Source organism: Pseudomonas sp. GZJR-8, assembly GCF_002916705.1.
GTDB lineage: Bacteria > Pseudomonadota > Gammaproteobacteria > Pseudomonadales > Pseudomonadaceae > Aquipseudomonas > Aquipseudomonas synxantha_A.
Genome location: NZ_JXSI01000003.1, coordinates 61,801 through 84,816, shown reverse-complemented (window position 1 = coordinate 84,816; position 23,016 = coordinate 61,801). Strand labels below are relative to the sequence as shown.

The following is a 23,016-nucleotide window of genomic DNA, read 5'->3' as shown; positions in this document are numbered from 1 at the left end:
CCTTGAGCGACATCCGACGGGCAGGCTTTTCATGCCGCCGGACAAAGCAGGCATAATACCGCGCCTTTACCCGTCAACCGGTAGCCCCGTGAACCCAACGCCCGCTGTGAATACCATGCGCCCCTCGGCTTGTCCGGGGTTGCTGCGTATTGTCCAGGCGTTGGACGGCGGCATTTGCCGGATCAAACTGGCCGGTGGTTCGATCACCGCAGCCCAGGCCAGCGCCGTGGCCGACGCGGCCCGTACGTACGCGGGCGGGATAATCGAGGCGACCAACCGCGCCAACTTGCAGATCCGCGGCATTGGCGCCGAGCAGGACGCCTTGATCGCCAGGTTGCTTGCCGCCGGTCTGGGCCCCAATAACGCTGCCGGTGACGACGTGCGCAACCTGATGCTCAGCCCCGCTGCTGGTATCGACCCGCAGATGCTGTTCGACACCCGCCCGCTGGCCACGCAGATTCTTGCCACCTTGCAAAACCATGCGCGGTTCCACCAGCTGTCGGCCAAGTTCGCGATACAACTCGATGGCGGTGAAGCCCTGGCGATGCTGGAGCATCACCATGACCTGTGGCTGTCGGCGTTTGTGCGCGATGGTCAGACGCTGTTGGCGTTCGGCCTGGCCGGTTGTCCGGGGCTGGATGCGCCCGTGGCGGCAGTGCCGCTGGACCAGGGTCATGCGCTGGTGGTGGCGGTGCTGGAGGCCTTTCTCGACCTGGCGACGCCCGAGCAAACACGTATGCGTCATCTGCCTGTGGATAACTTGTTGGGCCGCCTGAGGCTGCCGCTGTTGTCGGCGCAGGGCTTCAAGCGCCCGGCCAGTGGGGCGTTGTTGCACATCGGCAGTTATCCACAGGCCCAAAAGAATCAGTTTTACGTCGCGGCAGTCGCGCCATTGGGCCGCCTGGATTCGCTGATGCTCCAGGGCGCCGCGCAACTGGCCAGCGAGTACGGCGATGGCACGTTGCGCTTCACGCCCTGGCAGGGCGTGCTACTGCCCAACATTGAACGCGTTGGCGCCGTGACCGAACGCCTGGCGCAACTGGGCTTTGTGTGTTCAATCGACCAACCCCTGGCGCGCATGATTGCCTGCACCGGTTCCAGCGGTTGCGGCAAGGGCCTGGCCGATACCAAGGCCGACGCGGTGCAACTGGCCGCCCTGCAACCCGGCGTCGAAGCGCACCTGTCCGGCTGCCCGCGCTCATGCGCCGCCGCGCACACCGCGCCGGTCACGTTGCTGGCGGTGAGCCCCGGCCATTACGACCTCTATTTTCGCGATGCAGCCCACTCGGGTTTCGGTCGGCTGCACGCGCGCACTCTTTCCATTGAAGCGGCGGGCGCCCTGTTACGCGCTCGCCCACGGAGCAACACCGATGATTGATTACATCCGCGACGGTCAGGAGATCTATCGCAACTCCTTTGCCATTATTCGCGCGGAAGCCAACCTGGACCGCATCCCGGCCGATCTGGAAAAGCTCGCGGTGCGGGTGATTCATGCGTGCGGCATGGTCGAGGCCATCGACGGTCTGCAATTTTCCGAAGGGGCGGGCAAGGCCGGGCGCGATGCGCTGGCTGCTGGCGCGCCGATCCTGTGTGATGCGCGGATGGTCTCCGAGGGCGTGACCCGTGCGCGCCTGCCGGCCAATAACGAAGTGATCTGCACCCTGCGCGACGACAGCGTGCCGCAGCTGGCGCGGGAGCTGGGCAACACCCGTTCCGCTGCCGCCCTGGAGCTGTGGCGCCCGTACCTGGAAGGCAGCGTGGTGGTGATCGGCAACGCGCCGACCGCCTTGTTCTACCTGCTGGAAATGCTCGACGCCGGCGCGCCGAAACCGGCGCTGATCCTGGGGTTCCCGGTCGGTTTCGTCGGCGCCGCCGAATCCAAGGCCATGCTTGCCGCCGACAGCCGTGGCGTACCCTTCGTGATCATGCAAGGCCGCCTGGGCGGTAGCGCAATGGCTGCCGCCGCCGTCAACGCCCTGGCCACGGAGGTCGAATAATGCAGGTGCGCGGACGTTTGATCGGCCTGGGCGTAGGCCCCGGTGACCCGGAACTGATCACCCTCAAGGCCCTGCGCCTGCTGCGTGAATCGCCGGTGGTGGCGTATTTCGTGGCCAAGGGCAAGAAGGGCAACGCTTTCGGCATCATCGAAGGCCACCTGGTGCCACAGCAGACCCTGATGCCGCTGGTGTACCCGGTCACCACTGAAGCGCTGCCGGCGCCGCTGTCTTATGAACAAGTGATCAGCGACTTCTACGACAACGCCAGCCTCGACGTGGCCGCGCACCTGGAGGCGGGCCGCGATGTGGCGGTGATCTGCGAAGGTGATCCGTTCTTCTACGGCTCCTACATGTACCTGCATGACCGCCTTGCCGAGCGCTACGAAGCCCAGGTAATTCCGGGCGTGTGTTCGATGCTCGGTGGCGCTTCGGTGCTCGGCGCGCCGTTGGTGTATCGCAACCAGAGCTTGTCGGTGCTCTCGGGCGTGTTGCCCCATGATGACCTCAAGCGCCGCCTGGCGGATGCCGATGCCGCAGTGATCATGAAGCTGGGGCGCAACTTCCCGAAGGTGCGCCAGGTGTTGGAAGAGCTGGGCCTGGCCGAACGTGCGTTGTACGTGGAGCGCGCCACCATGGCCAACCAGAAGATCGTGCCGCTGGACCAGGTGGAGCCGATGTCGTCGCCGTATTTCTCGCTGATCATCGTGCCCGGTGAAAGGTGGCAAGGTTGATGACTCCGGCGATTGTGATTCTGGGCCAAGGCAGTTTGGCAACGGCGCGCAAGATCCAGCAGGTTTACCCTGGCGCGTTGATCCACGGCCTGGCCGCTCGGGTTGAAGGGGCGGACCAGAGCTACAGCGAGTTCGGCGCGACGCTGCGCCAGCTCTACCAGCAAGGCACGCCGCTGATTGCCCTGTGCGCGGCCGGCATTGTGATTCGCACCTTGGCGCCGCTGCTGCTGGAAAAGGGCGAGGAACCCGCCGTGCTGGCCGTGGCAGAAGACGGCAGCGCCGTGGTGCCGCTGCTGGGTGGCCTGGGCGGGGTGAATGTGATGGCGCGGGACATCGCCGCGGCATTGGGCGTATCCGCGGCAATCACCACCAGTGGCGAACTGCGTTTTGGCACCTGCCTGCTCAACCCGCCGACGGGTTATCAACTGGCGGACATTGAACTGGGCAAGCGCTTTGTCTCGGACCTTTTGGCCGGTGAGTCGGTACGCGTCGAAGGCGTGGCGCCGTGGCTGGATCAAGCCAATCTGGCCCAGGACCCACAGGCGCGCCTGGCGATTCATGTGGGCAGTGCCGAGCGCCCACCGGCAGCGAACGAGCTGCTGATTTATCCGCAAAACGTCTGCATTACCTGCAAGCCTGGTGCGCGGTTGGCCGAGCGCGTGCGCACTGCGCTGCATGAGGCGGGGATCGCGGTGCAAGCCGTGGCCTGCCTGTTGGCCAGCGACCTGCAGATGGCCGACGCCTCATTGCATGAAGCTGCGCTGGCGTTGGGTGTGCCGCTGCGTTTTGCCCCGGTGACGCCCGTTGCGGACATCAGCATTACAGTGGCCGAACAGCCCTTGGACGTGTCGCAGGTGGGACGCCCCCGTGGCCGTCTCGCAGTGATCGGCCTGGGTCCCGGCGCGGCCGAGTTGATGGTGCCGGCGGTCAAGGCGGAACTGGCGCGTTGCACCGATGTGCTGGGGTATGAAACCTATGTGCGCATGGCCGGGCCGTTCCGTGACGATCAAGTGCAACACTGCACCGACAACCGCGAAGAAATGCAGCGCGCTCGCCATGCTTTCGAGCTGGCTGCGCAGGGGCGTTCGGTGGTGGTGGTATCGTCCGGCGACCCGGGTGTATTCGCCATGGCCGCCGCGGTGATCGAGGCGCTGCACGACTCCACGGACCCGGCCTGGCATCAGGTCGACCTGGAAATCCTGCCGGGGGTTTCTGCCTCCCTGGCCACCGCTGCCCAGGCCGGTGCACCCTTGGGGCATGACTTCTGCGTCATGTCGCTGTCGGATAACCTCAAGCCCTGGTCGATCATTGAAAAGCGCCTGGACCTGGCTTCCCAGGCCGATCTGGCCCTGGCGTTCTACAACCCGATCTCGCGTTCGCGGCCCTGGCAACTGGGGCGTGCCCTGGAGATCGTCGGCCTGCACCGCACGCCCGATACGCCGGTGGTGCTGGGCCGCGACATCGGCCGCCCGGGCCAGACGCTACGCGTCACCACCCTGGGCCAATTGACGCCCGAGCAGGTGGACATGCGCACCATGGTGCTGATCGGCTCGTCCACCACCTGCGTGTTCCCGCGTGCCGGTGGCGGGGCGTGGGTGTACACGCCGCGTTGGTACGGCGACAAACCCGCCTCCTGAAAACGGCCCACTGGCCGTCGGAAAGCTCCGAATGACCCAGGGATTCTCCTGATGTTGTTCGGGGCTTTTTCTTTTTTTTACGGTGAAAACCGCAAGCCTGCCGGCTGTGCCTTGTGATTGCTGGGCACTGGGTTTTGACCGGTGCCACCAAGGCATGTTTGTCGCATGGAAAGCCCTCCGCCCGCTGGACTAGTGTGAAGGAAAGCCCCATGTCGGGTGCTTGTGGAGAACTGAAAAATGGAGCGACGTCACAGAAGGATCAACACTATCAAACGGCGCAAGCTGATTGCCGCCTACAAGTTGCCGGGGGCACCAGGAGTGCACGCGGCGTTACCTCTGGACACTGACGACGACTGCAATGCGGCGGTGGTCAACAACGGGGTGATTTCCTTCGCCGAGGGGCTGTCTGGGCTGAACCGCGAATACATTCGCAAGAGTTACCTGCTGGCCAGCAGTTACGTGAGCGATGTATTGAAAGTACATCGGGGCACCGAGGCGTGGTACGACGAATTTATCAAGGTCATGGTCAGTCTTGGCTGGCTGCCGGTGCGCAGCAGTTTCGAGCGGGTCTCACGCTCCGGCAAGGGGCTGACGGTGCAATTGGCTGCGCTGAATATTATCGGCGCGCTGCTGGCGTCGATGTCACTGTCGGGGCCGCTGGTTACCGCGCTGCCAAAACTGGCCGCCGATGCGCTGGAGGCATTGAAGCGGCAGCCGGCGTCTTTTGATTTGTTCAAGCGCAATAGCGCGGTGCATGAGGGCGGTGACTTCGGCGTGGCGTCCTGCGCCGAAACCAATGGTGAAGTGATGATGGTGCTGGTGACCTTCAGCAGCCACGGCGTGAACAAACAGGTGGGAGTGCCGTTCCTTGAATGGGACAGCTCATCGTTCGAGGCTTTCAGCGGGCAAACCTGCCTGGTGCTGAACACCTCGGTGGTCAACGAAAAAACCATCCAGCTGATGCGCGAAAGCGCCGGTGACAAGGTGCAGCTGGCGATTGCCAAATACCGGATCTAAGGCACCAGGTAGCCGCGAACCCCGGTAAAAATGATTTGCGCGGCCAGGGCGCATACGAACAGGCCCATCAACCGGCTGACAATCTGCAAGCCCTGGTCGCCGAGAATCCGTTCGATACGGTTGGACAGGTACAGCACCACACCCACTGTGAGGCTGGCCAAGGCGATGCTGAGGATGGCGGTGAGCTTGTCGTCCCAGTGGGGCTGGCTCACGCCCATCACCAGCAGCGCACCGATGGTGCCTGGGCCGACAGTGAGCGGGATGGTCAGCGGCACGATGGTCACGTCCTGCTGCACGTTGTCGGTCTGCACCGCCGACTTGCCCTGAGCCATGCCCAGGGCCGAGATAAACAACACGCTGCCGGCGCCGATACGGAACGCGTCCACGGTAATGCCGAACACGCTGAAAATCACCCTGCCGAACAGGTAGAGCAACACGCTCGATACCAGGGTCGCCAGTGCGACTTTCCAGGCCAGGCGCCGACGTTCCTTGCTGGAATAGCCACGGGTCAGGCTGATAAAGCAGGACAGCACAAAAAACGGGCTGTAGAGCACCAGCATCTTCAGGTAAACGCTGAATAACACATGGAGCATGGGGGCGGCTCGCGGGCGGGGGAAGTGTGGAGGAGTCTATCCGACAGAGATCAAATGTGGGAGCTGGCTTGAACTGCGATAGCCATAGGTATCTAAACAATTTTGTAGGTTGTAGCAGCCGACGGTAACCACGATGCGAAGCGAGTCGCTTTTGATCTGCTTTTGATCTTCGGCGCCCCGCTAAACCACGCTGGCCGGAATTCGACAGGGATTTGGGGGGTAAACCGGCAGGGATGCCGGTTTAGCCGCCCCTCGCCATGGATGGCGCGTGGCGGCGGCCCCCCAAATCCATGGCGGATTACGGGCACACCGAGCCTAAGCGAGGTGCCGAGTGGTGGGGCAAGAGCGTTTGGGTTACTTCTGCGCTTTTCAAAAGTGACCCGCTGTAAAAGCGGAACCCTAAGTGGCCGTTACCGCAGGAATGGATATGTACTCGGTATAACTGTGTCGGCTGTCAGGCCGCCTTCGCGAGCAAGCCCGCTCCCACAGGGGATGGTATTTCAAATCAGGAAATGGTGCTGCGCTCAGGAAGCTTTTGGCGCTGCACTACCCAGTAATCCACCAGCTCGCGCAACTGTGATAGCTCCACCGGCTTGGCCATATGCCCGTCCATGCCGGCCTGGCGTGCGCGTTCTTTATGTTCCGAAAGAATATGCGCCGTGAGCGCTACCACCGGCGTGCGTACGCGCTGGTGGCTGACTTCCCACGCGCGCAGCTGCTGGGTGGCAGAGAATCCATCGAGGACTGGCATTTCACAATCCATCAACACCAGGTCATAGCGCTGGGCTTTCATCGCTTGCAGGGCTTCTTCGCCGTTGCTGGCGGTGTCCGGGTTGAGGTTGAGTTTGCCGAGCATGCCGCGAATCACTTTGGTGGAGATGCTGTTGTCTTCGGCTACCAGGATGCGGAAATCGCTCGGTACGGTCACCGCCACCGGTGCGCTGGGGGCGGGGCGTGGAATGGCTGCGCCTTTGCTGCGCTGGGCCAGTTCGTCGGCCAGGGTCGTCTTGAGCGTATAACCGGCCACGGGTTTGGCGAGGATGCGCTTGATCCCGCAGTTGCGCGCGATGATCTTGCTCGGCGCGTTGCTGATACCGGTGAGCATGATCAGCAGGATGTCGTGGTTCAGGCTCGGGTCTTCCTTGATCTTCGCCGCCAGTTGCATGCCGGTCATGCCCGGCATGTTCTGGTCCAGCAGCACCACGTCGAAGTAATCGCGCAGGTGTGCCTTGGTGCGCAGCAGCGCCAGGGCCTCCTTGCCGGACGGCACGGCGCTGACATTAAGGCCCCAGGCCGAACATTGCTGCACCAGTACTTTGCGGCAGGTGTCGTTGTCGTCCACCACCAGCACGCGGGCGTCCTTGAGCGGGCCGTCGAGATCCGACGTCGGGTGCTCCAGGCGCTCCGGGTCCAGCGGCAGGGTCAGCCACAAGGTACTGCCCTGATGGCTGCCACTCTTGATACCGAATTCGCCGTTCATCAGCAGGATCAACTGGCGGGCAATGACCAGGCCCAGGTGACCGCTCAGGCGTGTCGCCGAGAGGAAGTTCTTGCTGTGCAGTTCGCTGTGCAGCAGCGCGTCGCGTTCGGCGGCTTCCATCGGCACGCCGCTGTCCTGCACGGCAATGCGCAAACGGGGCTTGGTGCTGCGCTCGTCGAGGGCCACGACGATCAGCACTTCGCCTTCATCGGTCTTGTGCAGGGCGTTCTCCAGCAGGCTCAACAACGCCTGGCGCAGGCGCGTCGGGTCGCCGCTGATCACGCGTGGCACCTGGGGCTGGATAAAGCTGATCAGCTCGACATTCTGCTGCTCGGCCTTGGCGCGAAAGATACTCAGGCAGTCGTCGATCAACGCGTTGAGGTCGAACTGCACATCATCGAGTTCGATCTGCCCGGACTCCAGCTTGGAAATGTCGAGAATCTCGTTGATCAGGGTGAGCAGCTCGTTACCGGCGCTGTGGATGGTCTGCACGTAGTCGCGCTGCTTCACCGACAGCGGCGTACCCAATAGCAGTTCGGTCATGCCCAGCACGCCGTTCATGGGCGTGCGGATTTCATGGCTGATCTTCGCCAGGAACTCGGCCTTGGCGGCGATTTCGGCGTTGCTGGCGGCCAGGTCGCGGCTCAGGCTGAAGCGCGTTTCGACAATCGCGCGCTGGCGTTCGCCCAGGGCCAGGCTCATCAACAGGCCGCTGAGGCAGATGAAACCCAGCAGGGTGACGATCAGGCCCTGCGGCGCCACCAGGGTGAGGCCGAGCAGGGCGGGAAGAATGATCAGTGTGCCAATGTTGAACACCACCATCGCCGCCACGAACAGACGCGCCGGGCGGTAGCCTTTTTGCCAGTGGTAGGCCGAGACAAACAACATGCTCAGGCCGGCCAGCGCCACCAGGGCATAGGTGATGATGTTCAGTGGCAGGGTATTGACGAACAACAACAGCAGACCGCACAGCACGATCAGCAGGATATCGGCCATCAACACCTTGTTCAGCGGGTGCGGGCCCAGGGGCATGAAGAAGCGGTAGGCGAACATCAACCCGCAAGGTGCGGTCAGCAACAGGGCGAGGTAGGCGCCAGGGGTCTGGATCGCGTGCCAGTTCGGCAGCCATGGCCCCACCAGGTTGAGCAGCAGCGCCAGGCTGAGCATCAACAGCAATTCGCAGGCGGCCAGCCACAGGCTGCTGCGCGAGCGGTGGTAGGCGAAGCGCGTGAGGTTGTGCAGGATCAGCATCAGCAGCACGCCGAACAGCAGGCCGTAGATCAGCGTCTGGTTCTGGTTGGCGGCGGCCAGTACTGCAGGTTCCAGGGTGATGTAGGGGCGCAGTTCGTGTTCCGAGACCAGGCGCAGGTACACCTCCAGAGGCCGTGGGCTCTGGGGCATCGGCAGCATGAAATCGCTGCTGGGCAGCGGGCGTTCAACCTGGGGTTGGCGCGTGCCGGTGGTTTGTTGCTCCACCAGGGTATCGCCGTCCAGTACATACAGGCTCAGGCTGGAAAGATCCGGGGCAAAGACCCGCAGCACTTGTTCGTGCTTGCCGGGCTGCAGCCTGAAGCGCACCCACAACGCACCGTCCGGCTGCGCGGCAGTGATCCGGTCCAGTTCGATGGGGCTGAATTGATTGGTGTAGCGGGCGGAGCGGATGTCGCTCAGTTGCAGGTCGGCCTGTTCATCAAGCAATACCGCCCAACCACTGCCTTGCGCGGCGGCCTGGGCCGGGAGCAGGCAGAGCAGGGTCAGCAAGCTGACTGTGAAACCTATGGCGATCCTGAGCCAGCGCACGGCGAAATCCCTTCGTAGGTTGATGCACGGGTTAACTATGCGCGGGGCGACATGTGTACGGCAAGGGCCAAAGGCCCTTACCTAACCGAACGGATAGCTACTGCAAGTGTAGCTCTCAGCTGTTCTCGCCGCGTTCACGGGCAATGGCGCGGTAGCCGATGTCGGTGCGGTAGAAGCAACCTTTCCAGTCGATTTTCGCGGCCAGCTTGTACGCCTGCTGTTGTGCGGCATCGACACTGGCACCCATTGCGGTAGCGCACAACACACGGCCACCTGCGGTTACAACTTTGCCGTCCTGGAGCGCGGTACCTGCGTGGAACACCTTGCCTTCCAGCGCAGCGGCGGCGTCCAGACCTTCAATCACATCGCCCTTGGCGTAATCGGCAGGGTAACCACCGGCCGCCAGCACGATGCCGACGCTCGGGCGTGGGTCCCACTGTGCTTCGACCTTATCCAGCGCTTGGGCCAGCGCCGCTTCCACCAGCAGCACCAGGCTAGATTGCAGGCGCAGCATCACCGGTTGTGTTTCCGGATCGCCGAAACGGCAGTTGAACTCGATGACTTTCGGGTTACCGGCTTTGTCGATCATCAGGCCGGCGTAGAGGAAACCGGTGTAGACGTTGCCCTCGTCGGCCATGCCGCGCACGGTCGGCCAGATCACCAGGTCCATGACGCGCTGATGCACATCGCTGGTGACCACTGGCGCCGGGGAGTAAGCACCCATGCCGCCAGTGTTCGGGCCGCTGTCGCCATTGCCGACGCGCTTGTGGTCCTGGCTGGTGGCCATGGGCAGTACGTTCTTGCCGTCGACCATTACGATGAAACTGGCTTCTTCGCCGTCGAGGAATTCCTCGATCACCACGCGCGAACCTGCATCACCAAAGGCATTGCCGGCGAGCATGTCGCGCACGGCGTCTTCGGCTTCCTGCAGGGTCATGGCGACGATCACGCCTTTACCGGCAGCCAGGCCATCGGCCTTGATCACGATCGGTGCGCCTTTTTCGCGCAGGTAGGCGAGGGCCGGCTCGATCTCGGTGAAGTTCTGGTAGTCGGCGGTGGGGATCTTGTGGCGTGCCAGGAAATCCTTGGTGAAGGCTTTCGAGCCTTCCAACTGGGCGGCGCCAGCGGTCGGGCCGAAGCAATCCAGGCCACGGCTGCGGAACAGATCGACGACGCCGGCAACCAGTGGCACTTCCGGGCCGACGATGGTCAGGGAAACATTCTTCTCGGCAAAATCTGCCAGTTGCTCAAGGGCCAGTACGTCGATGGCGACGTTTTCGCACTTGGCCTCAATGGCGGTACCGGCGTTGCCGGGGGCGACGAAGACTTTCTGGACACGTGGGTCCTGGGCAACTTTCCAGGCCAGGGCGTGTTCACGGCCACCGCTGCCAATGATCAAAACATTCATTTCAAAAACCTCGGATGAAGCAAATTCTGTGAGGCGCCGCAAGTGCGCTTTATGTGGGAGGGGGCTTGCTCCCGATTGCGGTGTATCAGTCAAATAATCAACCTGCTGAAATACCGCTATCGGGAGCAAGCCCCCTCCCACATTTCGATCGAGTGGGATCAGTGGCGGAAGTGGCGCATACCGGTGAAGACCATGGCGATGCCGGCTTCATCAGCAGCGGCAATCACTTCTGCATCACGCATCGAGCCGCCCGGTTGGATCACGGCAGTAACACCGGCTTTCGCGGCGTTATCCAGGCCATCACGGAACGGGAAGAATGCATCGGAAGCCATTACCGAACCCACCACCTGCAAACCGGCGTGTTCTGCCTTGATCGCGGCGATACGCGCCGAGTTCACACGGCTCATCTGGCCGGCGCCGACACCGATGGTCTGGCGGTTCTTGGCGTAGACGATGGCGTTGGATTTAACGTACTTGGCGACTTTCCAGGCAAAGATCAAATCGTTGATCTCTTGCTCGGTCGGGGCGCGTTTGGTCACCACTTTCAAGTCTTGGCTGCCGATCATGCCGATGTCGCGGCTCTGTACCAGCAAGCCGCCATTGACGCGCTTGTAGTCCCAGGCAGCGGCGCGGTCGGCCGACCACTCGCCGCAGGCCAGCAGGCGCACGTTGGCTTTGGCGGCGACAATGGCGCGGGCTTCTTCGCTGACGCTTGGCGCGATGATCACCTCGACGAACTGGCGCTCGACGATCGCCTTGGCGGTCTCGGCATCCAGCTCGCGGTTGAAGGCAATGATGCCGCCGAACGCAGATTCGGTATCGGTGGCGTAGGCCAGTTCGTACGCCTGGCGGATACCGCCTTCAGCGTCCGGGCTCACGGCCACGCCGCACGGGTTGGCGTGCTTGACGATCACGCAGGCCGGTTTGACGAAGCTCTTCACGCATTCCAGCGCGGCGTCGGTATCGGCCACGTTGTTGTAGGAAAGTTCTTTGCCTTGCAGCTGGGTCGCGGTGGCAATGCCCACTTCGGCAGGCTTGGCTTCCACGTAGAACGCCGCGCTCTGGTGCGGGTTCTCGCCGTAGCGCATTTCCTGGGCCTTGATGAACTGGCTGTTGAAGGTGCGCGGGAACTGGCTGCGACCTTCTGTGCTCAAGGTGTCAGCCGCTTGGTTCACGGTGCCCATGTAGTTGGCGATCATGCCGTCATAGGCTGCGGTGTGTTCGAACGCCTTGAGCATCAGGTCGAAACGCTGGGCGTAGGTCAGGCCACCGGCTTTCAGGTTTGCCAGCACGTTGGCGTAGTCGCTGGCGTTGACCACGATGGCCACGTCTTTGTGGTTCTTGGCCGCCGAGCGCACCATGGTCGGGCCGCCGATATCGATGTTCTCGATGGCGGTGGGAAGGTCGCAGCCTGGCTTGTTGATGGTGGCTTCGAATGGGTAGAGGTTAACGGCCACCAGGTCGATCGGCTTGATGCCGTGCTCGGTCATGATGGCGTCGTCGATGCCGCGACGGCCGAGGATGCCGCCATGGATTTTCGGGTGCAGGGTCTTGACGCGACCGTCCATCATTTCTGCGAAACCGGTGTAGTCCGCGACTTCTACTGCGGCCACGCCGTTGTCCTGCAGCAGTTTGAAGGTCCCGCCCGTGGAGAGGATTTCCACACCCAGGGCTTCCAGCTCCCGGGCAAATTCGAGGATCCCGGTCTTGTCGGAAACACTGATCAAGGCGCGGCGGATCGGCAGGCGGGTAGTCTGGTCGGTCATTTCAATTTCCATCAAAAGCAAAGGAGTCAGCAAAAAAGGCGACCGGTTTTACGCGGGCGCCTTTCTGGTTTGATTGAATGCTTACAGCAAATCGTACTGCTTGAGCTTTTTGCGCAAGGTGCCACGGTTGAGGCCCAGCAGCTCACTGGCTTTGGTCTGGTTGCCCTTGACGTAGTTCATCACGCTTTCGAGCAAGGGCGCCTCGACTTCGGAGAGCACCAGGTTGTACACGTCCGTGACGGAAGCACCCTCAAGGTGGGCGAAATAATTGTGCAGCGCTTTCTCGACACTCCCGCGAAGGGTCTGGCCTTCTTCGCTGGGCGTGTTGAGGTGCTGTTTCAAATTGACGTTGTCGCTCACGGGTGTTGTTCCACTCACTAAAGTCTCGGTCATCATCGTCATGCGGCCACCCCTTTTCCATCCCCTGTTCCCAGGCTCTTGTCACGTTCGGCGAAGAACTCACGAACGGTGGCGACCTGTGCCTGCGTTTCATCCAAACGATTGAACTGAGCGCGAAATTCCTTGGCGCCCGGCAAGGTGGCGAGATACCAGCCGACATGCTTGCGAGCAATGCGTACGCCCATCACATCCCCATAGAAGGCGTGCAGGGCGGCCAGATGCTCCAGCAGAATACGTTCCACTTCGACCAACTCCGGCGCCGGCAAGACTTCACCAGTGCGCAGGAAATGCTCGATCTCGCGAAAAATCCACGGTCGCCCCTGGGCGGCCCGGCCAATCAACAATCCGTCGGCACCGGTTGCGTGCAGCACACGCCGGGCTTTCTCGGCGCAGTCGATGTCGCCATTGGCAAATACCGGCATCGACACGGCCTGCTTGATCGCGGCAATGGTGTCGTACTCGGCTTCACCGGTATAAAGGTCGGCGCGGGTACGGCCATGCACCGCCAGCGCTGTAATCCCGGCCTGTTCAGCGATCTTTGCCACTGTGAGGCCATTTTTGTTGTCCCGGTCCCAACCGGTACGAATCTTCAGGGTCACCGGCACATCGACTGCGCCAACGACGGCCTGCAGGATCTCGGCGACCAACTGCTCATCTTTCAACAGGGCGGAACCGGCGGCCTTGTTGCAGACCTTCTTGGCCGGGCAGCCCATGTTGATATCAATGATCTGTGCACCCAACTCCACATTGGCCCGGGCCGCATCCGCCAGCATCTGCGCATCACCCCCGGCGATCTGTACCGAGCGTGGCTCGGGATCACCTTCGTGGATCATGCGCATCCGCGATTTGCGGGTGTTCCACAAACTCATGTCGCTGGTAACCATTTCAGAGACTACTAGACCCGCGCCCAAACGCTTGCACAGCTGACGAAAGGGCTGATCGGTGACACCCGCCATCGGGGCGAGGATCAAGCCGTTCTGCAATGTATATGGGCCGATGCGTACCGCCGACATAGGACTTCCCTGTTGTGGGGCCGGATCATTAGAGTTCGAAAAAGGGTTGGCATGATACCCGCTCTCGATGACGGGTTAAAGGCTGAATTGGATAAAATCTGAACAGTTATTTTTTTATCGCCACCGGTTTGGTTGACGTCGGTCAAGTCAATAATCCGCCGTCAAACCTCTTCGGGCGTGGCGTTTCACTCGGGCGAGTGGAAGCTCAGGCTGTAGTTCACGGCTTTGTTGCCGGGATCAAGGATGTCCAGGGAAATGTGGATCGGTGTCTGCGAAGGCATTTCGCTGACGCCAGCCAACTCGCCGCTCAGATATTCGGCGGGTTTGAAGCGACGACTGGCGATCAGGCTGCCGTTCAAATCTGCAAAACGCAGTTCCAGCAGCGGGAACGGCTGGGAAAAGGTTGCGCGGTTATAGAGGATCGCATCCACCACCAGCGCACCGGCGAACTCCGGGTGGCTGCGTACCACCAGGTTGCTGCTCTTGATATGGGCGATATCGACCCGCGATGGCACGGTGCAACCCAATTTCGGGCACAGCTGCTGGAACCACGGACGGTAGGCGTCCTGACGGGCCAGTTCGTCGAATTGGTAGGCGATGTACTGGCCTGCCAGGCCGGCGGCGGTGATCAGCACCAGCAGGATCCAGATCAGGCGGCGGCCCCAGCCCGACGGACGTTTCTGCGCATAGAGGTGCAGCGGGTCGTCTTCAAGGTCCTGGAGCACGGCGTCGTGCACGCTGGCCTCGGTGCGTGGGCGTTTACGCCGTGATTGCGGGCGTTCATCGGCTTCTTCTGCCGCTGGGGTCAGGGGCGTGAAGGGCGGGTCGGGCTCGTCGTCATGCAGGGGCGAGAGCAGGGTTGGCTCGTCGTCGATGGTTTCGCTGTGCAGCGACATGGACGGTTCGGTGCGCTGCCGGGTATTGCTTGGTTCAGGCTCGTCTTCGTCGCCGCCTGCGCGCTCTTGCGCGGGCTCGCTGAACAGGCTGGCGGCCCATTGTTCTTCCTCGGCCTTGACCGTGTCGCGGCTGGCGCTGAGGGTGTCTTCCTTGTGCCGACGATCGGTGCCGGGTTGCCGACGCTCCGCGCCCTGGGGTTGAGTGTGCTGAATATCGCGGCGCTCGAGCTTGGCCAGTTCTTCGTCCAGGTCCAGGTTGTCCAGGTCCAGCTCCTGGGCTGTCCACTGTTTCTGGCTGATGGCTCGCGGGGGGTCAGGCGTTGGCTCAACCACAGCGGCCAGTTCAGGTTCGGCTGCCGACACTTGGGCGCGCTGCTCCAGCAACTGGCGAGCGGCGTTGAACACTTGCAGGCACGAGCCGCAGCGCACCACGCCACGGGCCACGCTCAACTGAGCGTGGTTGACACGGAAGCGGGCTTGGCAATGCGGGCACTGGGTGACGAAACTGTCGGTCATGCGGCCATCCGATTCAGACAAGCGCTCATTCTAGCGCCGACGACCGCTGATGCGTACCCAGCCATCACGGTTGGCGATCGGGTCCAGCTCGAAATCCCTGGCGTAGGCCGCAGCCACTTCTTCACCTTGCTCGGCGAGGATACCCGACAGCGCCAGGCGCCCACCCGGCTTGACCAGGCTCGACAGTTGCGGTGCCAGCGACACCAGCGGCCCGGCGAGGATATTGGCGACCAGCACATCGGCCTGTACCTGGGGCAGATCTTCAGGCAGATAGAGTGGGAATTTGCCTTCAGCGATGTTATTACGCCCGGCGTTATCGCGGGAGGCTTCCAGGGCCTGCACGTCGATATCGGTGCCCACGGCCTCCTTGGCGCCCAGCAGCAGCGCGGCAATCGCCAGGATCCCGGAGCCGCAGCCGAAGTCCAGTACGTTGCTGTCGGTCAGGTCCTGGCCGTCCAGCCATTCCAGGCACAGGGCGGTGGTGGGGTGGGTGCCGGTGCCGAACGCCAGGCCCGGGTCCAGCAGCAGGTTGACGGCGTCTGGCTCGGGAGCAGCGTGCCAGCTTGGCACGATCCACAGGCGCTGGCCGAAGCGCATGGGCTGGAAGTTATCCATCCAGCTGCGTTCCCAGTCCTGGTCTTCGATGACTTCGCTGTGATGCTCGGGCAGCGGGCCGCCGGTGAGCAGTTCCATATGGGCCAGTACGGCGGCGGCATCGGTGCCGTCTTCGAACAGGGCCAGCAGGTGGGTGTGGGACCACAGCGGCGTGGTGTTGAGTTCCGGCTCGAAGATCGGCTGGTCTTCGGCGTCCATGAAGGTCACCGACACAGCGCCCACTTCGAGGAAAGCGTCTTCGTAGGTTTCGGCTTGTTCTGGGCTGATGGCGAGACGGACTTGCAGCCAAGGCATGGCGGGCACCTTTGAAAAAATGAATGTGCAGCGAGTAGGCCGCGAAAGCGCGCAAGTTTACGCGAGCGGGCAGCATAAGACGACATTACTGAATGAATGCGGACCAAATGTGGGAGGGGGCTTGCCCCCGATAGCGGTGGATCAATTACAGATACTGAGGCTGACACACTGCAATCGGGGGCAAGCCCCCTCCCACATTTGTACTGTGTATGGCCTGAAAGCTGGGGGGCAGAAACAACAAAGCCGCCCGAAGGCGGCTTTGTTGGGTGGAGCACTTACTGGTTGGCCAGCTTGTGTTCCAGGTAGTGAATGTTCACACCACCCTCGCAGAAGCCCTCATCGCGAACCAGGTCCCGATGCAGCGGGATGTTGGTCTTGATGCCGTCGACCACGATTTCGTCCAGGGCGTTGCGCATACGGGCCATGGCCTCGTCGCGGGTCGCGCCCCAGGTGATCAGCTTGCCGATCAGCGAGTCGTAGTTGGACGGAACCTTGTAGCCGCTGTACAGGTGCGAATCCACACGTACGCCGTTGCCGCCGGGCGCGTGGAAATGCTTGACCAGGCCAGGGCTTGGGATAAAGGTTTTCGGGTCTTCGGCGTTGATGCGGCACTCCAGGGAGTGGCCGTGCATCTTCACGTCGTCCTGGGTGAAGGACAGCACGTTACCGGCGGCGATGCTCAGCATCTCCTTGACGATGTCGATACCGGTGACCATCTCCGAAACCGGATGCTCTACCTGCACACGAGTGTTCATCTCGATGAAGTAGAAGCGACCGTTCTCGTAGAGGAACTCGAAGGTACCGGCGCCACGGTAGTTGATGTCGATGCACGCCTTGACGCAGCGTGCCAGGACTTCCTGGCGGGCTTTTTCGTCGAGGCCCGGTGCCGGGGCTTCTTCCAACACTTTCTGGTGACGACGTTGCAGCGAGCAATCGCGGTCGCCCAGGTGGATGGCGTGGCCCTGGCCGTCGGACAGCACCTGGACTTCCACGTGACGTGGGTTGGTCAGGTACTTCTCCAGGTAGACCATCGGGTTGCCGAACCAGGCGCCCGCTTCGGAGCGGGTCTGCTTGGCGGCTTCGATCAGGTCTTCTTCCTTGTGCACCACGCGCATACCGCGACCACCACCGCCACCGGCGGCCTTGATGATCACCGGGTAACCGACTTCGCGACCAATGCGCAGAGCGGTTTCCTCGTCTTCAGGCAGTGGGCCGTCGGAGCCTGGAACGGTCGGCACGCCCGCTGCAATCATGGCGTCCTTGGCCGAGACCTTGTCGCCCATCAGGCGAATGGTTTCGGCTTTGGGGCCGATGAAGGCAAACCCGGATTTTTCCACCTGTTCGGCGAAGTCGGCGTTTTCCGCGAGGAAGCCGTAGCCCGGGTGGATGCCATCAGCGCCGGTCACTTCTGCGGCAGCGATGATGTTCGAGACTTTCAGGTACGAGTTCGTGGCCAGTGGCGGGCCGATGCAGATGCTTTCGTCCGCCAGTTTCACGTGCATCAATTCGGTATCGGCCGTCGAGTAAACAGCGACGGTCTTGATGCCCTCTTCCTTACAGGCGCGCAGGATACGCAGCGCGATCTCGCCGCGGTTGGCGATCAGGACTTTTTGCAGTTTCTTCGCAGGTTTCAACATCGAAGGCGCTCCGCGGTTCAAACGATGGTGAACAGCGGCTGGTCGAACTCAACCGGCTGACCGTTTTCTACCAGGATGGCTGTGATAGTGCCGCTTTGTTCAGCCTCAATGTGGTTCATCATCTTCATCGCTTCAACGATGCAAAGGGTGTCACCTTTCTTGACGACCTTGCCCACTTCAACAAATGCTGGCGAAGTCGGTGCTGGGGTACGGTAGAAGGTGCCAACCATTGGCGACCTTATGACTGTACCTTCCAGAACAGGCGCGGCTGGCGCAGAAGGAGCAGCGACAGCAGGGGCGGCGACCGGAGCAGCGGCAGGAGCCGGTGCTTGCATCTGCGGTGCGTAGAACTGTTGGGCCGGGGTCTTGCTGTGACGGCTGATCCGTACGGACTCTTCGCCTTCCTTGATTTCCAGCTCGTCGATACCGGATTCTTCCAGCAGTTCGATCAGTTTCTTAACTTTACGGATATCCATGAATCATCAACTCCCAAGGGTCGGTCAGGGGCGTTTAGCCTGTTCTTCAACGTGTTCCAGGGCGGCCTCCAGGGCCAGTCGGTAACCGCTGGCGCCAAGGCCGCAGATCACTCCTACCGCTACATCGGAGAAGTAAGAGTGATGGCGGAAAGCTTCGCGTTTGTGCACGTTCGATAAATGCACTTCGATGAATGGGATGCTCACCGCCAGCAGCGCGTCACGTAATGCAACGCTTGTATGCGTAAAAGCGGCGGGATTGATCAGGATAAAGTCCACGCCTTCGTTACGCGCGGCGTGGATGCGATCAATCAATTCATACTCGGCATTGCTTTGCAGGTAGAGCAGATGGTGGCCGGCTTCACGGGCCCGTCTTTCCAGGTCGAGGTTGATCTGGTCGAGGGTCACTGCCCCGTAGACGCCCGGTTCGCGGGTGCCAAGCAGGTTCAGGTTGGGTCCATGAAGAACCAGTAAGGTCGCCATCGGCTGTTCCTTGTTATTGGTAGGGGTGCGGCAGAACCCGGCGACTATGCCGCAAAGGCTTTGTGACTGTCCAGTTCTATGCAGTAGGCGGCACGATTAGCGAGGATTGCGCGAAATTTGTGACTGTGGCCCGGAATCCGGTCATGCTGAACACGGTCTTGAATCCACTGAAGATCAAATGTGGGAGGGGGCTTGCTCCCGATAGCGGTGGATCAGCTACAGGTATTGAGACTGACACACTGTAATCGGGAGCAAGCCCCCTCCCACATTTGATCTCCATAGGGCGGGAGAGCGGGTCAGACGCGGAAGGCTTGTACGGCAGTGTTGAGTTGCCCTCCGAGCACCAACAGGTGCTCACCCTGGCTACGGCCCTGGCCTATGCGCAGCAAGTTATCCTCACCCAGCTGGTGAATCCGCTCACTGTTATCGCGAATCTCACTCACGGCCCCACTTTGCTGCGCAGTCACATCGGCAATGCGTACCGCCGTCTCGGAAATCGTCTGGATCGCGCCGACGATTTCATCCAGCGCACCATCTGCTGCCTGGGCTTGCTGGGCGGTGGCTTCGGCGTGTTCAACCTGGGCGCGCATGCCTTGTACCGATTGATGGGCGGCGGTTTGCAGGCCGGCGATCAGGCCCTGGATTTCGGCAGTAGCGCCAGCGGTGCGCTGGGCCAGGGAACGTACTTCATCGGCCACCACCGCGAAGCCGCGCCCGGCTTCACCGGCGCGAGCCGCCTCGATAGCGGCATTGAGCGCCAGCAAGTTGGTCTGCTCGGCAATCGAGCGAATCACGGTCAGCACGCCGCCGATGGTGGCGGATTCTTCCGCGAGTTTCTCGATCATCTGCGCATTTTGCTGCACTTCGCCCACCAAGGCGTGCAACCCGGTCAGGCTCAGGCCGATTACGCGCTGGCCTTGCTCCACAGCAAAGCCTGCACTGCGACTGGCGCCGGCAGCCTGGCTGGCATCCCCGGCCACTTGCTGGATGGTGGCTTCCAGTTCACCCAGGGAGTCACGGATTTGCGCGGTGTCGCCGGCCTGACGCTCGGCGCCGTCGTGCAGGCCGCTGCTCAGTTCGGCGAGGGCGCGGCTGCTGCCGGCCACTGCTTCGGCATTCCCGCGAATAGTGCCTACCAGGCCCACCAGATAGGCGCGCAGGCGGTTCAGGGAGGCTTCGATAGCGTGCAGTTCATGGTTGGTCTTGCCCAGGGCTATCGGCTGGCTGAAATTACCTTCGGCCCAGGTCGACAAGGCCGGTGCCAGATTGGTCAGCACCCGTGCCAGGCGCCGTTGCAGCGTGTCGATCAGCAGTGCGATCAACAGGATCAGGCCGATCATTACGCCTTGCAGCACACGCACCTCGCCCTGGATTCTGGCGTGCTGTGCACGCACTACCGGCTCCAGGCCGGCGATGGCCTGTTGCACGTTGGCGATCTTCAGGTGGGTGGCAGCGGCGAGGTCGGCGCGCTGCTGGATCTGCTCGCGGGTGCGCTGGAGTTCGGCGGGGTAGCGGGTCAACAGGCTGTTGAGCTCGCGCTTGAGGTCGACGCCGGTGTCCTGGGCTGCGGTTTTTTCGGTGTTTTCCAGGCCCATCAACGCGGAGAAATCGTCAACGTTGGATTCGGCGCTGGCCTTTACCCCAAGCAATGGCAACTGCGCCAACAGGTCGGCCTGGGTGCGCATGGTGGCAATCTCGCGCTCCACCTCGTCGGCCAGCTCGGCGCGGCCGCTGCTCACCAGCTTGTCGCGGGCCAGGGACAATTTGCCCAGATGCTGCGAGGCGGTCAGCAGGGGAGGCAGGTAGCGTGCTGCGTCTGTGGAGTTGACGCCGCTGGCGTACTGGCTCAGTTGCTCCAGGTTTGCGCCCAGTTCGCGCTCGGCCTGAACCAACAGTGCTTGCGGGTCGCCGGCCAGCTTGCCTGCCGCCAGCAGGTCGGTCTTACTGAAGGTTTCCAGGTCCGCAAGGCTGGGGTGCAGGGTTTGCGCTAACTCGGCCGGCAATTGCGCGAGTTGCTGCAACAGGCTCTCCAGGCTTTGACTGGCGCTGCTCAGGCGCAGGGCATCGCCGCTGGCCAGGTAGTCGTCGATATTGCGCGCTGCCTGGTTTTGAAAACCCTGGGACAGGCCCAGGTAGCGCTCCATCAATAAATAAGGCCGCTCCAGCGCCCGTTGCGACCACCACAGCGTCGCCCCGAGGGCCAGGCATACGGCCACCAGCAGAAGGGTATTGAAATTGGTCAGCAGCTTGAGGCGCATGCGGGGTTTCAACCGACGGCAAAAGATAAGTGCCTGAAGTTATTGCGCTTGCGTTACAGAGTTATGACCGATTCGGTGGATTCCGGTGAAAAGATGGCACTTTGCTTTGATGCGCGCGCGGCTTGCACGCGGTTGCGTCCGGCGTCCTTGGCAAGGTATAGCGCTTCGTCAGCCTGGGCGGCCATCGTCAGGCTGTCGCACCCGTCACACAACTCCACCAGGCCGGCACTGAAGGTGCACCACAAATCCTGCGGTTGGGCGGGGTAGTGGATTTCTGCAAAGCGCCGCCGAATGTCGTCCAGTACCTTGCAGGCCGATTCCACGTCGGTGTCGGGCATCACGATGGCAAACTCTTCACCGCCATAACGGCCGATGTAGTCGGTCTTGCGCAGGCGCTGCTTGAGAAACAGCGCCAGGCTCTTGATCACCCGGTCGCCCATGGGGTGGCCGTGGCTGTCATTGACTCGTTTGAAGTGGTCGATATCCAGCATCGCAAAGCTCAATGGCTTGTTCTCGCGGCGGGCGCGAAAGCTGCAGTCTTCGAGCAATTGCAGGATATGCGTATGGTTGTACAGCCCGGTCAGGCTGTCGCGCACCATCCGCGCCTTCAAGTTGCGCGCACGCGCTGCGCGGTTGCGCACGGTGGTGATCAGGTGGCGCGGCTTGATCGGTTTGGTCAGGAAGTCATCGCCGCCTTCGCTCATCGCGTCCAGCTGTTTGTCCAGGTCGTCTTCGGCCGACAGGTAGATGATCGGCACGCTGACGTAACGGTCGTTGTGGCGAATCACCTTGGCCAGTTCGGTGCCGGTACAGGCGGGCATATACATGTCGAGGATGATCAGGTCGGGCTGGAAATCCGCCAGTTCGGCCATGGCCTGGATCGGTTCGATCAAGGTGCGCGTGACAATCCCGGCGCTGTTGAGCAGGCGCTCGGTGTGCAGCGCCTGGGCCCGCGAGTCGTCAATGATCAGCACTTTGTACGGTTCGTACTGGGCAACGCAGGTCAGCACTTCGATCTTTTCCAGCAGGCTCGAAGCCTCCAGCGTGCCGGTCAGGAACTCCTCACCTCCGGCGCGCACGGCGGCCAGGCGCGTGGGCGTGTCGGTTTCGTGCAGGCTGAAAAACAACAGCGGCAGCTTTTGCTCCAGGCCCTCCTGGGCTTGCGCGGCGAGGGTGAGGCCCAGGCCGGGGCCGCAAAAGTCCACGTCCATGACGATGGCTGACGGCAGGCGCTCGGCCATGGCCGTGTGAAAAGCCGCGACGCTGTCCAGGGATTGGGCACTCAGGCCAAAGAATTCCAGCTGCTTGGCCAGGCGCTCGGCGCGGTCGTGGTCGGCCAGCATCACGTAGATCGGTTTGCGCATCGGTGGCAGCAGGGTTTGCTCAAGCTGGTCACCCTGACGCAGGCCGGTGCGCGACAGGCGCTGCATCAAGCGGTTGAGTTCGGTGATCAGTTGGCTGCTCAAACGGCCACGGTTTTCGTCCACCGCCTGGAGGGTTTGGCCAATATGCTGGGCCAGTTGGCGGTGTTCGGGCTGTTCAAAACGCTCGGCGAAGCGCTGCAGGCGCAGGTTGGCTTCGCTGAGTTCGGAAAAGTCGGCGTTCGACCATTCGCCGCGCTGCAGGCGCTGCCAGATCTCAAGAATTTGACGTGCCTGATGAATTACCCGCTGGGCAAAATGCTGCTTGAGACGCTCGCGGCTAGGGTCTTCTGACTCGGTCATATCCTGACTACTGTGAGGGTGCATGCTGAGGTCGACTGATGGCTCTATGCTAGCACCTCTTTTCTGTTGCATGAGTGTCATACGTCAATTAAGTCTGCGTGCCGGATATTCAGTTATTGACCCGCGGGTCGCGCAGCGTAAAAAGCGTGCATCCTTTATAGTCCAACCTTGCTTGTGCGCCACTTTCGCGTAAAAGCCCCGCAACGATGGGCACGATGGGGTAGGGTTGTGGTCGGAGTGTCTGAACGCACCCGGACAATTGACGTGCATGAACTCAAG

Annotated in this window: 17 protein-coding genes and 1 pseudogene; 5 read left to right on the top strand and 13 right to left on the bottom strand. The window is 61.9% G+C overall.

Annotated elements, in window-relative coordinates:
• Positions 1-31: 31 nt before the first annotated feature.
• From cobG to TK42_RS06680, 5 genes are all read left to right on the top strand, one after another.
• Positions 32-1,378, top strand: a complete 1,347-nt coding sequence (gene cobG, locus TK42_RS06700) for a precorrin-3B synthase (protein WP_103733881.1) — start codon at positions 32-34, stop codon at positions 1,376-1,378.
• Positions 1,371-1,997, top strand: coding sequence for a precorrin-8X methylmutase (locus TK42_RS06695; protein ID WP_032878122.1), 627 nt, complete (start codon positions 1,371-1,373; stop codon positions 1,995-1,997). Before cobG ends, TK42_RS06695 begins: the two co-directional genes overlap by 8 nt.
• A complete protein-coding gene (locus tag TK42_RS06690) occupies positions 1,997-2,728 on the top strand; it encodes a precorrin-2 C(20)-methyltransferase (protein ID WP_032878120.1) in 732 nt (243 codons plus the stop codon). The genes TK42_RS06695 and TK42_RS06690 overlap by 1 nt, the downstream gene beginning before the upstream one ends.
• Positions 2,728-4,365, top strand: a complete 1,638-nt coding sequence (gene cobJ / locus TK42_RS06685; protein ID WP_078820176.1) for a precorrin-3B C(17)-methyltransferase — start codon at positions 2,728-2,730, stop codon at positions 4,363-4,365. Before TK42_RS06690 ends, cobJ begins: the two co-directional genes overlap by 1 nt.
• Before the next feature lie 237 nt (positions 4,366-4,602).
• Positions 4,603-5,382 carry a hypothetical protein gene (locus tag TK42_RS06680; RefSeq protein WP_032878118.1) on the top strand — a complete coding sequence of 260 codons (780 nt, stop codon included), beginning with the start codon at positions 4,603-4,605 and terminating at the stop codon, positions 5,380-5,382.
• On the opposite strand, the gene TK42_RS06675 is transcribed toward TK42_RS06680, so the two are convergent.
• The 13 genes and pseudogenes from TK42_RS06675 to TK42_RS06605 all read right to left on the bottom strand — a co-directional run bounded on the left by TK42_RS06675 (position 5,379) and on the right by TK42_RS06605 (position 22,737).
• On the bottom strand, positions 5,379-5,975 hold the full coding sequence (locus tag TK42_RS06675; protein ID WP_003171467.1) for a MarC family protein: 597 nt from the start codon (positions 5,973-5,975) through the stop codon (positions 5,379-5,381). The two genes, TK42_RS06680 and TK42_RS06675, sit on opposite strands and share 4 nt — an antisense overlap.
• A 505-nt stretch (positions 5,976-6,480) precedes the next feature.
• Positions 6,481-9,255 carry a hybrid sensor histidine kinase/response regulator gene (locus TK42_RS06670; protein WP_032878117.1) on the bottom strand — a complete coding sequence of 925 codons (2,775 nt, stop codon included), beginning with the start codon at positions 9,253-9,255 and terminating at the stop codon, positions 6,481-6,483.
• A 115-nt stretch (positions 9,256-9,370) separates the two neighbouring features.
• Complete coding sequence (gene purD, locus TK42_RS06665; RefSeq protein ID WP_103733880.1) at positions 9,371-10,663, bottom strand: phosphoribosylamine--glycine ligase; 1,293 nt, start codon at positions 10,661-10,663, stop codon at positions 9,371-9,373.
• Positions 10,664-10,821: 158 nt separating this feature from the next.
• Positions 10,822-12,429 carry a bifunctional phosphoribosylaminoimidazolecarboxamide formyltransferase/IMP cyclohydrolase gene (purH, locus tag TK42_RS06655; RefSeq protein WP_032878113.1) on the bottom strand — a complete coding sequence of 536 codons (1,608 nt, stop codon included), beginning with the start codon at positions 12,427-12,429 and terminating at the stop codon, positions 10,822-10,824.
• An 81-nt stretch (positions 12,430-12,510) separates the two neighbouring features.
• Positions 12,511-12,831, bottom strand: a complete 321-nt coding sequence (fis, locus tag TK42_RS06650) for a DNA-binding transcriptional regulator Fis (RefSeq protein ID WP_002555375.1) — start codon at positions 12,829-12,831, stop codon at positions 12,511-12,513.
• Positions 12,828-13,841 carry a tRNA dihydrouridine synthase DusB gene (dusB, locus tag TK42_RS06645; RefSeq protein ID WP_032878112.1) on the bottom strand — a complete coding sequence of 338 codons (1,014 nt, stop codon included), beginning with the start codon at positions 13,839-13,841 and terminating at the stop codon, positions 12,828-12,830. The genes fis and dusB overlap by 4 nt, the downstream gene beginning before the upstream one ends.
• Before the next feature lie 185 nt (positions 13,842-14,026).
• Entirely contained in the window at positions 14,027-15,253 is a 1,227-nt protein-coding gene (locus TK42_RS06635) for a DUF3426 domain-containing protein (protein ID WP_103733878.1), read from the bottom strand.
• A gap of 30 nt (positions 15,254-15,283) precedes the next feature.
• Positions 15,284-16,162: a 50S ribosomal protein L11 methyltransferase gene (prmA, locus tag TK42_RS06630; protein WP_032878110.1), complete on the bottom strand. Its 879-nt coding sequence runs from the start codon at positions 16,160-16,162 to the stop codon at positions 15,284-15,286.
• Between the two features lie 275 nt (positions 16,163-16,437).
• Entirely contained in the window at positions 16,438-17,799 is a 1,362-nt protein-coding gene (accC, locus tag TK42_RS06625; RefSeq protein WP_003188188.1) for an acetyl-CoA carboxylase biotin carboxylase subunit, read from the bottom strand.
• A 17-nt stretch (positions 17,800-17,816) separates the two neighbouring features.
• On the bottom strand, positions 17,817-18,275 hold the full coding sequence (gene accB, locus TK42_RS06620) for an acetyl-CoA carboxylase biotin carboxyl carrier protein (protein WP_103733877.1): 459 nt from the start codon (positions 18,273-18,275) through the stop codon (positions 17,817-17,819).
• Positions 18,276-18,299: 24 nt separating this feature from the next.
• Positions 18,300-18,755 carry a type II 3-dehydroquinate dehydratase gene (gene aroQ / locus TK42_RS06615; protein ID WP_032878109.1) on the bottom strand — a complete coding sequence of 152 codons (456 nt, stop codon included), beginning with the start codon at positions 18,753-18,755 and terminating at the stop codon, positions 18,300-18,302.
• Between the two features lie 296 nt (positions 18,756-19,051).
• Positions 19,052-19,567 (bottom strand): annotated as a pseudogene (locus TK42_RS27280) (methyl-accepting chemotaxis protein); the annotation flags it as partial.
• 1,499 nt (positions 19,568-21,066) lie between these two features.
• Positions 21,067-22,737, bottom strand: a complete 1,671-nt coding sequence (locus TK42_RS06605; RefSeq protein WP_005784403.1) for a PleD family two-component system response regulator — start codon at positions 22,735-22,737, stop codon at positions 21,067-21,069.
• Positions 22,738-23,016: the final 279 nt, after the last annotated feature.